This window comes from Stenotrophomonas geniculata (assembly GCF_034508895.1).
In the GTDB taxonomy this organism is placed as follows: Bacteria; Pseudomonadota; Gammaproteobacteria; order Xanthomonadales; family Xanthomonadaceae; genus Stenotrophomonas; species Stenotrophomonas geniculata.
In genome coordinates this window covers 1,975,707-1,989,705 of record NZ_CP140571.1, presented here as the reverse complement: position 1 = coordinate 1,989,705, position 13,999 = coordinate 1,975,707, and the positions used below count along the sequence as shown (strand labels likewise).

The 13,999-nt window shown below is 67.8% G+C and carries 5 protein-coding genes; all 5 read right to left on the bottom strand.

Translation table 11 applies throughout. The features are described from left to right. Window positions 1-76: 76 nt before the first annotated feature. The 5 genes from RI032_RS09225 to glyS all read right to left on the bottom strand — a co-directional run bounded on the left by RI032_RS09225 (window position 77) and on the right by glyS (window position 13,922). Complete coding sequence (locus RI032_RS09225; RefSeq protein ID WP_322548172.1) at window positions 77-3,535, bottom strand: hybrid sensor histidine kinase/response regulator; 3,459 nt, start codon at window positions 3,533-3,535, stop codon at window positions 77-79. Between the two features lie 134 nt (window positions 3,536-3,669). Then, the gene (locus RI032_RS09220; RefSeq protein ID WP_019337940.1) at window positions 3,670-5,817 is read right to left on the bottom strand and encodes a S46 family peptidase; all 2,148 of its coding nucleotides are present in this window, start codon (window positions 5,815-5,817) and stop codon (window positions 3,670-3,672) included. Between the two features lie 179 nt (window positions 5,818-5,996). Beyond that, window positions 5,997-9,857: a translocation/assembly module TamB domain-containing protein gene (locus RI032_RS09215; RefSeq protein ID WP_164194168.1), complete on the bottom strand. Its 3,861-nt coding sequence runs from the start codon at window positions 9,855-9,857 to the stop codon at window positions 5,997-5,999. After that, on the bottom strand, window positions 9,854-11,650 hold the full coding sequence (locus RI032_RS09210; protein WP_322548265.1) for an autotransporter assembly complex protein TamA: 1,797 nt from the start codon (window positions 11,648-11,650) through the stop codon (window positions 9,854-9,856). Before RI032_RS09210 ends, RI032_RS09215 begins: the two co-directional genes overlap by 4 nt. A 196-nt stretch (window positions 11,651-11,846) precedes the next feature. Further along, window positions 11,847-13,922: a glycine--tRNA ligase subunit beta gene (glyS, locus tag RI032_RS09205; protein ID WP_057503026.1), complete on the bottom strand. Its 2,076-nt coding sequence runs from the start codon at window positions 13,920-13,922 to the stop codon at window positions 11,847-11,849. Window positions 13,923-13,999 lie beyond the last annotated feature (77 nt).

Sequence of the window (13,999 nt, the reverse complement as noted above, 5' to 3'; positions counted from 1 at the left end):
GTTTGTATAGCGATGGCTATATCAGCCCCGCACTGCGTGCCGGAGCCGAGCGTAGGCTCGGCTCTACAGTTGCCCGTCAGGCATCGTTGTTGCCGGCATCCCGCAGCGCGCCCAGGAAGGCGCGCAGCGAGGCCGGCTTGATCGGCTTGGTCAGCACGCGGTAGCCGCGTTCGCGCGCCATCCGCTTCAACTCGTCGCGACCATCGGCGGTCAGCAGCGCGCCGGGCAACGGGTAGCCCGCAGCCTCGCGAAGTGCCACCAGCGCATCCAGGCCATCCATGCGGTCGTGCAGGTGGTAGTCCACCAGCATCACCTGCGGGCGCTCGGCGATCTTCTCCAGCGCCTGGTCGACGGTGGCAGCGGTGATCACCTGCACCTGCCAACGGCCAAGCAATGCACGCATGCCGTCGAGGATCTCCTCATCGTTGTCCACGCACAGCACGCGCAGGCCGGCCAGCGAATCGCTGCGCACCGGTGCGGCCACCGCCTGTACCGGCGTGGCCAGCTCGGCGTAGCCCGGCAACGGCGCCACACGCGGCAGGATGATCGAGAACATCGAGCCGCTGCCGACGCGGCTGCGCGCATTGAGGCGATGGTCAAGCAGGCGCGAGATGCGCTGGCAGATCGACAGGCCCAGCCCCAGACCCTGCTCGCCCCAGTCGAACGGCTGCTGGTAACGGTGGAACTCATCGAAGATCTGCCGCATGTGGTGCTCGGGAATGCCGGGACCGGTATCCCATACCTGCAGCTCCACTTCGTCGCCACGATGGCGCACCGCCAGCACGATGCGCCCCTGGCGGGTGTAGCGCAACGCGTTGGCCAGGAAATTCTGCAGCACGCGGCGCAGCAGGCGGCGATCACTGCGTACCCACGCCGGGCGCGCGAACAGGTCCAGGCGCAGGCCACGACCGGCGGCGACTGGCGTGTACTGCGCCGCCAGTTCGCGCATCAACGCACTCACGTCGAACTCGCCGATCACCGGGTGCAGGCCACCGGCATCCAGCCGCGATACGTCCAGCAGGCCATCCAGCAGTTCTTCGGCCGCGCGCAGCGACGCATCCACGCGTTCGGCCAGGTGCTTCTGCTCATCGCTCACGTGGTCGCTGTCACGCAACGCCGAAGCGAACAGGCGCGCGGCGTTCAGTGGCTGCAGCACGTCATGGCTGATCGCTGCCAGGAAACGCGTCTTCGACTGCTGCGCGACCTCGGCCTCGTGCGAGCGCTCGGCCACGCGCTGTTCCAGCGTCTCGTTGGCTTCCAGCAGTGCTTTTTCCGCGTGCTTGTAGTCGGTGATGTCGTTGTAGCTGGTCACGTAACCGCCGCCGGGCAGCGCCTGCCCGCGCATCTCGATCACCTTGCCGTCGCTGCGGGTGCGCTCGAACACGTGCGGTGAACCGGCGCGCATGTAGCCGATGCGGCGGTTGATCTGCACTTCGATATCGCCCTCGCCCAGTTCGCCGCGCTCGGCGTTGTAACGGATCAGGTCGGCCACCGGGCGGCCCACGTAGAGCATCCCGTCGGGGTAGCCGAACATGTCCTGGTACCGGCGGTTCCATGCGGTCAGGCGCATGTCCGGATCGACCACGCTGACCCCGGCGCTGATGTTCTCCAGCGTGGTCGACAGGATCTCGCGGTTGAAGCGCAGCTCCTGCCCGGCTTCGTCCAGCACTGCCACCACTTCGCCCAGGTCCATGCCCGAGCCTCGCAGCAGGCTGGTCAGCAACAGGCGTGCGGATGCCACGCCGATCGACGCGGCCAGCAGGCGTTCGGTGAACTGCACCCACGGGCGGTCTGCAGGCGCGGAGGATTGCAGTTCACGGCCCAGCGACTGCGCCTGCTCGAAGAACGAACGCCGCGCATGGCGCTCGCCGACCACGCGCGAGGCCAGTGCCAGCAGATCGCCCACATGCACGTGGCCGGGCCAGCCACCGGCCACCGACGGGCGCTCGGCATAGGGGTCGAGGAACGGCGCGGCGCGCAGCCGCTCGTCCACACCGGGGCGCCAGCGCGCGGACACCAGCATCATCGTCGCCGCGTTGACCAGCAGCGACCAGAACGTGCCGTGGGTCAGCGGATCCCAGCCGGTCATGCCGAACAGCTGCTGCGGACGCAGCCACTCGATGCCGAACGGACCGTGCTGCACCCAGGCGGCATCAACCCAGCCGGCCATGGTCATCGCCGGCAGCAGCAGCGTGTACAGCCATGTCGCGAAGCCGAGCAGCATGCCCATCTCGACGCCACGCCGGCTGGCGCCACGCCAGTACAGGCCGCCGATCAGGCCCGGTGCGAACTGCGCCACTGCAGCGAACGCCATCAGGCCGTACGACGCCAGCGTGCTGTCGTTGCTGCTGGTGCGGTAGTAGCTGTAGGCCATCAGCGCCAGCAGCAGGATCGCCAGGCGGCGGATCCACAGCACGCGCGAGGCGACATCGGCGGCTTCCTGATGGTCGCCACTGCGGCGCAGCAGCACCGGCATCACCAGGTCGTTGCTGACCATGGTGGCCAGCGCGATGGACGACACGATGACCATGCCGGTGGCCGCGGAGAAGCCGCCCACATAGGCGATCAGCGCCAGCGCATTGCGGCCTTCGGCCAGCGGCAGGGCCAGCACCATCGAATCGTCGGCGACGCTGCCGCCGGTGCCGAACAGGGTCACGCCGGCGGTGGCGATTGGCAGCACCATGCCCGAGATCAGCACAAGATAGCCACCGAACATCCAGCGCGCGCGGCGCACATCGCGCACGTCACCACATTCGACCACGGCCACGTGGAACTGGCGCGGCAGGCAGATGATGGCCAGGAAACTCAGCAGCGTCTGCGAGATGAATCCCACCGGCGGCAGGCCGGTGAACAGCGTATGCACCGACTCGACCACCGCGTCGGTGCGGTTGCTCAGCCACAGGTAGGCGAACACGCCCACCGCCACCATCGCCAGCAGCTTGATCACCGATTCGAAGGCGATCGCCAGCATCATGCCGTGGTGGTGCTCGGTGGCATCGACCTGGCGGGTGCCGAACAGGGTGGCGAACAACGCCATCAGCAGCGCCACATACAGCGCCGGATCGGTGAAGAAGCCGGTCGGGCCGGTGTTGCCGGTCAGTACCTGCAGGCTCATCGCCACTGCTTTGTACTGCAGCGCCAGGTACGGAATGATGCCAATCAGCGCGATGATCGCCACCAACGCCGCCAGCCGCCGCGAACGGCCGAAGCGCGAGGAGATGAAATCGGCGATGGAAACCACGTTCTGGCTGCGCGCGATCAGCGCCAGGCGCTCGATGATGCGCCAGCCGAACAGCAGCAGCAGCAGCGGGCCGATGTAGATGGGCAGGTAGCCCACGCCGTTGCGCACGGCGGTGCCGACCGCGCCGTAGAAGGTCCACGACGAGCAGTACACGGCCAGCGCCAGGCTGTAGACCACCGGCCGCAGCCACGGCCGGTCGGGATACATCGGTCGACGGTCACCCCACCACGCCACGCCGAACAGCAGCGCAGCATAGGCAACCGAGACCAGCAGCAGGATCCAGCTGGAGACCACGCGTGCGTTTCCGTCGGAAGAACCCGCAGTGTAGGCCAGGCGTGGCCGGGGGTGCGGGCTCGTTGGGGCAACCACCCCCACCAGGGTGGGGGCCTACGCGGTGCGGGCCACGACCGTTGGTCGTGGCCGGCTCCTTACTGGGCCGGCACGCCCATTTCCTTCAGCAGCTCGGGCGCCGGGTAGACTTTGGCCAGCAGCCAGCGCAGGTAGCGCATGTCTACGTGCACGGCGCGCTTGTAGCGCGGATCGAACCACCAGCTGGCGCTGACCGACTCCCAGTTGCTGTCGAAATTCAGGCCGATCAGTTCGCCCTTGGCGTTGAGCACCGGCGAGCCGGAGTTGCCGCCGGTGGTATCCAGGTTGGTCAGGAAATTGACCGTCTGGGTCTTCAGCGCCGGGTCGGCGGTGCTGCCGAAGTCGCCCTTGGCGATCGCCGCCAGCAGCGGCTTGGGTGCGTCGAACGGATAGGCGTTGGTGTTCTTCTCGACAATGCCGGCCACGGTGGTCACCGGCGAATAGGTCACGCCATCACGCGGGTGCAGCGCCTCGACCTTGCCGTAGCTGATGCGCAGGGTGCGGTTGGCGTCCGGGTACACCGCACGGCCCTGCTTGGCACGCCAGGCGAACAGCGCCTGCATGTACGCCGGGCGCAGGCGCAACTGCTCGCCTTCGCGGGTCTTGCTCTCGTTCTCGATGCGCAGCTGCGCGGCCACCAGCGGGCCGGCCACGGCGATCAGCGGATCGGCGGCAAGTGCCTTGCCCTCGCGTGCGGCAGTGAAGCGCGACAGGCGCTGCGCCTCGTCACCCAGCTGGGTGCCGGCATAGAGGGTGCCCAGCGCCTTGGCCAGCTGCTCCGGGGTACGGCCGAAGGCCGCGTCGAACTCGGCCACGCGCTGCGCGTCCGGCAGCTGCTGGTAGCGGGTCAGCAAGGTGGTCAGCAGGGCCTTCTCGACCTCCGGTGCGTAGCGGCGCTGGACCTGCTTGAGCACGCCTTCGATCATCGCCTGGTCGCGCTGCTGGTAACCGCTCTCGCGCTGCGCGTCCGGCTTGGCCGATTCGATGCGCAGGCGCTCCAGCAGCAGTGCCGAGCGCAGCAACTGGCTCTGCGCAGCCATCTGATCCAGCAGCAGGTCACGCTCGCCCACCGCCGCACCCTGCGACAGGTTGGCCAGCAGCGCCTTGATGTCGCCCTGGTACTTGCGGTCGGTGGCAGCCAGCATCGCCGTCTCGTCGGCGGCACGCTGGGCCTTGGCGTCGCTGCGCAGCAGGCCTTCCAGCTCACCGGCGGCGCGCTTGCGGTTGTTCTTCAGCGACTGCAGCTGCGAGGCGTAGCGGGTACGCGCCTGCGCATCCTTGGCGGTGGCGGCCTCGATGGTGTCGATCATCTGCTGGAACACCGACACGCGGCGCGGCAGCACGGTATCGATCTGGCCGGCGAACTCGGCGGCGGTACGGTGGCGGTAGGTGATGCCCGGGTAACCGGCGAGCATCGCGTAGTCGCCTTCCTTCGGGCCTTCCACCGACATCTGCAGGTGTGCCGGTGCCTGGTAGGGCACGTTGTCCTTGCTGTAGGCGGCCGGCTTACCGTCCTTGCCCACGTAGGCGCGCAGCAGGGTGAAGTCGCCGGTGTGGCGCGGCCACATGAAGTTGTCGATCTCATCGCCGTAGTTGCCGATCGCACGCGGCGGCGCATACACCAGGCGCACGTCGCTCAGTTCCAGCTGGGCGATGCGGTAGAAGTCGGTGCCGTAGTACATGTTGGCCACCGAGCAGCGCACGCTGCCGTCCTTCTCGCACTCGGCCACGATCTGCTTGCTGGCCGCATCCACCGCATCGAAGTAGGCGCGACCGGTCTTGCCACGCGCCTGCGCCAGCACCTGGTCGGTCACCTTGTCGAAGCCGACGGTGACCAGCACGCGGAAGTCCGGGTTGGCCGGACGCTCGTCGGCACGGTCCTTGGCGATGAAGCCACCGTTGATCAGGTCGTGCTCGGGCGAGCTGTTGTACTGGATCACGCCCATCGCCACGTGGTGGTTGGTCAGCAGCAGGCCGTCGGCGGACACGAACGAACCGGTGCCGCCACCGGCGCGCACCACCGCGCTCAGCGGCGGCGCAGTGACGTTGGCCAGGTCGGCCGGATTGCCCTTGAAGCCTGCGGCCTGCAGCGGCTTGGCCAGTTCCGGCAGCTGGGTCGGCATCCACATGCCTTCGTCGGCGTGGGCACCGGCGGCGAGGGTCAGGCCCAGGGCCAGGGCGGTGGGAAGGGCTTTGCGTGGTGACATGAGGCAATCCGGTACGACAGAACAGCCCGGGACCATAGCCGCTGGGGCCGGATGGGGCAACGGCCGATGGTTGGGGGCCTGTCAGGTAGAGCCGAGCCCATGCTCGGCTGCTCTTCCTGCAGGCCGCGCTGCGCGCGTAAGCCGAGCATGGCTCGGCTCTACAGGGATGCCACGGCGGGTTATTTCTCCCGCCGCCAGTTGATCGACCCACGGTTTTCCACCGTGCTCGATTCCACTTCCACGTCGAAGCCGCGACGCAGCAGGTACTTCAGCGTGATCACCGAACCGGCACCGACCAGCGACACGCCGTAGCCGACGTACAGCTTGGGCGAGATGTACTTGCCGACACCGATCACCGAGCCGCCCAGCGCGCGCGACTGGCTCACACCGGCGTCGTCCAGGCCCAGCTTGGCGCCCAGCTGCGAAGCCAGCAGGCCGCTGCCGGCCGAGAGCGCCGCGGAAGCCGCGTTGACCTGCTGGGTCTGGTCGCTGCTGGCACCGGTCAGGCTGCGGCCCAGCACCAGGTAGGCCAGTGCTTCGGACTGCGACATCGCCGGCTCGGACCACACGTCCGCACGCGGCTGCTGCGCACGCCCGGTCACGTCGATGCCGGCGGTGACATCACCGATCCGGCGCTCGGCACGGATGTTGATGCGCGGGTCGGACACCGCGTTGTAGTTCCAGGTGAGGTTGCCACGGGTGATGGTCAGGTCCTGCCCATACGCCTTGTAGCGGCCACTGACTTCCAGCCCGCCATTGGCGGTCATTTCGCGGCCAGGCTTGGCCCAGACCTGCATCTTGCCGGTCAGCGCACCCTTCAGGCCGAAGCCGGTCATCTTCACCTTGTCGCCAAGGCTGACGGTCAGGTCCATGTCCAGCGGCGAGGTGCGCGACTCCTCCGGGTCGGCCGGGTCCAGCACCACCACGTCTTCGGACACCGAGGTGCCACGGTCCAGGCGTTCGAGATCGATGTCGGCCTCGGGCACGTGCACGGTGCCACGCAGCTCCATCGCCGCCTTGGCCAGGGTGAAGTCGAGGTTGGGATTGGCGACGATACGCAGCTCGCTGGTGTTGGACAGCAGCACGTTTTCGCCGTGGATCTTCAGCTGCAGCGGCTGTGCATCGCCAAACCAGGACAGGCCACCATCCACGTACAGCGTGCCCTGACCAGAGTTGGCCTGCGCGGTGATCTTGGCCGAACCGTCGGGCTGCGCCACGAAGCTGCCCTTGCCCTGGTCGAAGGTCAGGCCCAGCGCGGGGAATTCACCCTTGAAGTTGCTCAGCTGCGCGTCGCCACCCAGCGACGGCTGGCCACGCGTACCACGCAGGCTGACGTGGCCCTCGATCAGGCCGGTCGGTCGCACGATGTCCGGCGAGAACAGCTCCAGCCAGTACAGCCGCGACATATTGAGGTAGAGCTCGCCGTTCAGCGGTGCACTGGCTTCCCAGCCGGTCTGCATCCTGGCATCGACGAAGCCGTTGCCCTGGAAGCCCATGCCCAGATAGCCCTTGATGCTGGCCGGGGTCATGTCGAGCTTGAGCGAGAACTGGTCATAGCGCACCAGCTCGCCGCGGGTGGTGTCCCCCACGGTGTTGCGGTTCTCACCCAGGCGCACGCCGCCTTCCTTCGAGCGCACTTCCACATGGCCTTCCCATGCATTGCCGCGCGGGCGGATCTGCGCGTCCAGGCTGACATCGCCACGCAGGTAGATGCGACGGCCGGACTGCGGTGGCAACCACGGCTGCACCAGCGCAAGCGGCAGTGCATCACTGCGCACCACCAGGCCCTCGCGCGGCCAGTTGGCCTGTGCGCACAGTGTGCCGCTGCTGGTCGCGGCCAGGCAGGCTTCGCCCAGGGTGTAGGTGCTGCCGTTGATCGCGAACGCCGCCGGTGCACGCAGCGACCAGGCATCGCCCTTCACCGGTGCGATGCGCAGCGCGGCCAGCTCGCCACGCCACTGCGCGCCCTGCTGGCGGACGCTGCCCTGCAGCTCGATCGCGCCCATCTCGTTGCGGGTCTGCGCGGCCAGGCGCAGGTTGGAGACACTGCCCTGCGCATCCAGGTTCAAGCGTTCCAGCAGCATGCCGGCATTGACCTGCTGGCCCTGGATCGCCAGCGTGCCGCTGTCGCCGCGCCATGGCAGGTGGCCCTTGATGCTCACGCTCTCGGCGCCGTAGCCGTCCCAGTTGAGGTTGTTGCCGACCAGGTCGGCGGTGATGTCCGGCGCATCGCGCGGGCCCTTCACCTGTACCTGGCCACGCAGGCCGCCATCGGCGCCCGGCAGCAGATCGCTCAGCTGCAGTGGCTCAAAGCGTGCATCGATGTCGAGGCGATCACCGACCTTGCCCGACGCGGTCACCCGGCTGCTGCCCAGCGACAGCTTCAGGTCACCCTGGCCCTGCGCGCCCTGCAGCGCGAACTTGCCCTGCGCGTCGAGGTTGCGCTGGCGCAACACGCCCTTCAACCACGGCAGATCGACCGTGGCTTCCAGCGTGCCGGCGGTACCCGGCGGTGCGTTTGCCGGCGGCGGCAGCTGGCGGCCCTTGGAGGCCAGGTTGCCGGACAGGCGGCCATTCCAGCCCGGCACGAAATAGCCGGGGTCGAAATCCTTCAGCGTGGCCTTGGCATCCCAGTCCAGCTGCGGTGCCCACGCCACCTGGCCTTCCACCTGCAGCTGGCCACCCGGCGTCTGCGCCTGCAGCTGGTGGATCGACGCGGCCTGATCGTTGCCGCGCACGTCGAAGTGCAGCTGCGCCTTCTGCGCGTCGCGCTCGACCTCGGCGCGGCCGATCGCCGCCCAGGCCTTCAGGGTACCGGCCAGACCGAAGCGTGCTTCCTTCAGGGTGACCGGCACCGGTGCGCTGCCGGTGGTGTTCGGATCGGGCGCCGGTACGTAGGTCAGATCATGGGCGACCACCGAGAAGTTGAGCTTCTGCTGGTCTTCCTGGCTGAAATCGGCGGTGCCTTCCAGGCGCACCTCACCGCCAAGCCCCTTCACCAGCAGCGGTGAGACCTTCAGCACCTGGTCCTTCAGCGACACCACCGACGGTGCGAGTTCGAGTGCCTGATCGCCCTGCTTCACCTTGCCACGCAGGTTGGCGTTGCCGCCCTTGCCGGCGGCGGTGAAGTCCAGTGCCAGTGGTGCGATCGCCGAGCTGGCCAGTGCCGGCGACAGCAGCGCCAGATCCAGCTCGTCGCTGCGGATGCTGGCGCTCCAGCTCGGATCGGTGCGGCCATCGAACACCAGCATCGCGTGCAGCGGCTTCGGCGCGCGCCCAGCTACGGCCACCTCCATGTGCGACAGGTCGCCACGGGCGACCAGGCCGACGGTGGCGGCCGTGCGGCCACGCGGCGCCGGCAGCACGGCGGTGACGGTCACGTCGGTGTCGTAGTCCTTGGCCGGGATATAGCGGCCCTGGGCAGTGAAATTGCCCATGTCGCTGTCCACCACCAGTTTGTGCGCCTGGAACTCGCCGTTGGCGATCTCGATGCCGCCACGCACGCGGCTGATGTCGATCACCGGCTCGTTGGCCTGGCTGATGCGGAAGCCATCGATGGCGATGGCATCGGCCTGGATCGCCAACGGCATCTCGATCTGCGGCAGCGAATCCGGCCACGACGGCAGCTTGAACGGCTCGTCACTCTTGGCCAGGTTCAGCGTCGCGTTGGTCAGCTCCAGCTTGTCCAGCAGCAGCTTGCGGCCCAGCAGCGGGCGCAGGTCCGGCTCCAGATGCGCACGCTCGGCGTGGAAATGGATGTCGTCGTAGCGGAAGTCGACGTTGTACAGGGTCAGCGGGCCGGCCACCGGGCCGTCCACCTTGTCCCAGGTGAAGCTGGCGCCCACCGGCAGCCGCGCCACCACCTGTGCCAGCAGCACGTCACGGCCGGCTACGGTCTGCAGCAGCCAGTAGACCGCCAGCAGGGCCAGCAGCACCAGGCCCAGCACGCCCACACCCGACCAGGCCCAGAAGCGGCGGCGGCGGTAGAAGCGCACGCGCGGCGGCGTGGTCGGGTTCGGAGTGGGTGCGGGCGTACTCACAGGTCCGCTCCGATGTTGAGGTACAGCTGGAACTGCGAATCGGGGTTGTTCAAGCCATGCGCGATATCCACGCGCACCGGGCCCACCGGCGATTTCCAGCGCACGCCGAAGCCGACGCCGGTGTGCAGATCAATGGTGTTGTCGAAGGCGCTGCCGGTATCGACGAACACCGCCGCACCCCAGGGGCCACCATTGAAATAGTGCTCGTACTCGGCCGAGCCGATCACCAGGTTCTTGGCACCCAGCGCGTATTTGTCCGGTGCAGGGGTCCGCGGGCCCACCTCGCGGTAGGCATAGCCGCGGATGCTGCGGTCACCACCGGCGAAGTAGCGCAGGCTCGGCGGCATCGCCACCAGATCGCTGGTCCAGGTGGTGCCACCCTCGCCGCGCAGGATCAGGCGGTTGCTTTCGCCCACCGGGATGTACCAGCGCAGCACCGCATTGGCCTGCACGAAGCTGGTGTCCGAGCCGGCACCTTCAACGCCGGCACGCATGGTCGCGGTACCGCTGATGCCCTTGCGCGGGAACAGTTCGTCATCGACGTTGACGTAGTCAGCGACCAGCTGCGGGTAGACCAGCGTCGAGGTGTTGTAGACCGCGTCGGTGAATTCGGTGCCGGAGGCATAGCGCCAGCGCTCGCGCAGCGCGTTGATCGAGGCGATCGCGGTCCAGTGTTCGTTGATCTCGCCGCTGCGGCTGGCGATCAGCTTGAAGTTGCGCAGGTCGATGTAGTCGGTCTGCTCGTCGTAGGCGCTGGCAGCGAAGGTGTACCAGCCATCAAGCCAGTTGAAGGCCGGAATGCGGTAGCTGGTGACCAAGCTCTTGCGCTTCTGCGCATAGTCCAGCTGCGTGTTCATCTTGTGGCCGCGGTTGTTCAGCCACCGCCGTTCGATGCCACCGCGCACACCCGGGCCACTCTCGCTGCCGTAGCTCAGACCCGCGGTGTAGATGGTGCGCTTGGCACGGGTCAGCTTCACATCCACTGGCACTTCGCCATTCGCATCGGCCTGGTCGGGCCGCGGCTGGATGTCGATCACGCTGAAATAGTCCAGCTTGGTCAGCGACTCGCGCAGCCGGTCCAGCTTGCCCTCATGGAAATAGCTGCCCTGGTCCCAGTACACCAGCGGGTCGAACAGCTTGTCGACGAAGTAGTCCTGCTCGAAACGCACCGGCCCCATGTTGTAGCGGCGACCGCTGTCCCAGGTCAGGTCGATGTCGGCGGCGTTGTCGGCACGGGTGATCTGCACCTGGCGCTGGGTGTAGTCGGCATCGAAGTAGCCGCGCTCGGCCAGGCGCCGGGTGATGGTGATCTTGCTGGCTTCGTACTGGGTGTGCTCGAAGCGCTGGCCCTTGCGGGGCTTGAAGGCGGCCAGGTCGTCCTGCAGGTACTGGTCGTACATCGCCGGTCCGGTGATGTCGATGTGCTCGCGGCGGACGGTCACCGGGGTGCCCTTGTCGACATGGATCAGCACGCGCACGTGCTCGTCCTCGCGCGGCGCCTCGACCTTGATCACCGGGTTGTAGTACCCGAACGGTTCCAGTGCCTGGCGGGTCTGCCGCTCGGCCTGCGACAGCAGGTACTCCAGGCGCGATTCGCCCTGTTCCTTGCCGATCGTGTCGTACAGCGACAGCGATTCCTGGATGTTCTCGATGATTGCGGCGTCGTCGCCCTTGTCCAATCCCTTGATGTCCACCTTGTCGATGGTGCCGCGCGCGTGGACCACAGAGGTGGCGGCCAGCGACAGGACCATCAGCGGCAGGGCGTATTTCTTTGGCTGCATGCGGCACAGCATACCGACCGAAGGTGACGATGCGAAATGCATCACGTCATTGGGGATCGGTTGTTAAGTGGCGGTCAAAATACGCGCCTTTGTGGCGATCATCGTGATCGCAGGCAAGGATGCCGGCATCGTGCGCGATGCCGGCAATGACCCCGATGGACATCCACCGGCACTACCGGTGGGTGCCAAGCTTGCTTGGCACTACATCTCAGCTCGACAGATGCTCGATCGCCGCGACCTTGCCCAGGCGCTCGCCCAGCATCGTCAGCAGCGCCAGGCGGTTGCCACGCAGCGCCGGATCTTCCGCGTTGACCATCACGCCATCGAAGAACGCGTCGACCTGCGGGCGCAGGCGCGCCAGGCGCGCCAGCACGGCCACGTAATCCTTCTGGTGGAGGCTGGCGCCGGTGTCGTCGATGGCGGCGGTGACCGCTTCGGCCAGCGCGCGCTCGGCGTCTTCCTGCAGCAGCGCCGGGTCGATCTGGCCGGGAATCTCGCCTTCGGCCTTGCGCAGGATGTTGCGGATGCGCTTGTTGGCCGCGGCCAGCGCTTCGGCTTCCGGCAGCGCGGCGAAGGTGCCGATCGCATCCAGGCGGCGGTCAAAGTCATACAGCGAGGCGGGCTTCAGCTCGGCCACGGCGTTGAAGTGCGTGGCCGGCACGCCCTTGTCAGCGTAGTAGCCCTTCAGGCGGTCAAGGATGAAGTCGTACAGTTCGCCGATGTCGGCCTGCACGTTGCGCGCGGCCAGGCCGGCGTTGGCACTGGCCAGCAGCGCGCGCAGGTCCAGCTCGAAGCCGCTTTCGATGATCGTGCGGGCCAGGCCCAGCGCGTTGCGGCGCAGGGCGAACGGGTCCTTGTTGCCGGTCGGCTTCAGGCCTGCGGCGAAACCACCGGCCAGGGTGTCCACGCGTTCAGCAATCGCCAGCACCTTGCCCAGCGGCGACAGCGCGATGTCGTCACCGCCGAAGCGCGGCTGGTAGGCCTCGTCGATGGCCAGCGCCACCTCGGCCGATTCACCGCCGGCCACGGCGTAGTGGCGGCCGGCGATGCCCTGCAGTTCCGGGAATTCGTTGACCATGCGCGACTGCAGGTCGTTCTTGGCCAGCTGCGCGGCGCGCCTGGCCTGCGCGGCGTCAGCACCGACCTGCGGCGCGATCACTTCGGCCAGGGCGGCCACGCGCGCCACCTTGTCGGCCACGCTGCCCAGCTTGGCCTGGTAGGTCACCGTCTTCAGGCCGTCGCCCATCGATACCAGGCCCTGCTTCAGGTCCTCGTCGAAGAAGAACTTGGCATCGGCGAAACGCGGACGGATCACGCGCTCGTAGCCCTTGGCCACTTCGGCCACGTCCCTCGATTCGATGTTGGCGATGCCGATGAACTTCTCGGTCAGCGTGCCGCTGTCATCCAGCACCGGGAAGAACTTCTGGTTGATCTCCATCGTCTCGATCAGCGCTTCCTGCGGCACCGCCAGGAACGCGCGCTCGAAGCTGCACAGCACCGCCGACGGCCACTCGACCAGGTTCACCACCTGCTCCAGGTTGTCGTCGGTGATGCGGGCGCTGCCACCGGCCTTGGCCGCAGCGGCCTCGACCTCGGCGACGATGCGCGCACGGCGCTCGCTCGGATCGACCAGCACGAACGCAGCGCGCAGGGCTTCAACGTAGTCCTGCGGCTGCGCCAGCGACACGGTCTGGTCGTGGTGGAAGCGGTGGCCACGGCTGACGCGGCCAGCCTGCAGGCCGAACAGTTCGGCTTCGACCACGTTGGCGCCGTGCAACAGCACCAGCCAGTGCGCCGGGCGCGCGAAGCCCCAGGCGTGGTCGCCCCAGCGCATCGGCTTGGGAATCGGCATTGCCGCGATCGCCTCGCGCAGGATCTCCGGCAGCAGGCTGGCGGTGCTCGCGCCCGGGGTCACCGCGCGGTGCACGAAGCGCTCACCCTTGTTGTCGGTGGTCTTCTCCAGCGCGGTCCAGTCGATCCCGGCCTTGGCGGCGAAGCCCTGCAGGGCCTTGGTCGGCTGGCCTTCGGCGTCCAGCGCGATGTTCAGGTACGGGCCCAGCACTTCGCTGTGCTGCTCAGGCTGTTCCAGGCCGACGCCCGGCAGCAGCACGGCCAGTCGGCGCGGGGTCGACAGCGGGCGCGCATCGCCCAGTTCCAGCGCGACGCCGCGCTTGCGCAGGCCTTCGACGACTCCGTCGAAGAACGCCTGGGCCAGGCCCGGCAGCGCCTTGACCGGCAACTCCTCGGTGCCCAGTTCGATCAGCAGGGGGGACAGTTGGCTCATCGGTTCGATCCTGTGATGGGGGCGCAGCGCGCAACGCGTCCGGCGCCCCGGAAGTTGAGAGAGGGAGGGAGCGGCCG

What these genes read in the sequence shown, in the direction of transcription:
- RI032_RS09220 (WP_019337940.1), bottom strand. Translation starts at nt 5,817, where the DNA reads ATGTCACCACGCAAAGCCCTTCCCACCGCCCTGGCCCTGGGCCTGACC.
- RI032_RS09210 (WP_322548265.1), bottom strand. Translation starts at nt 11,650, where the DNA reads ATGCTGTGCCGCATGCAGCCAAAGAAATACGCCCTGCCGCTGATGGTC.
- glyS (WP_057503026.1), bottom strand. Translation starts at nt 13,922, where the DNA reads ATGAGCCAACTGTCCCCCCTGCTGATCGAACTGGGCACCGAGGAGTTG.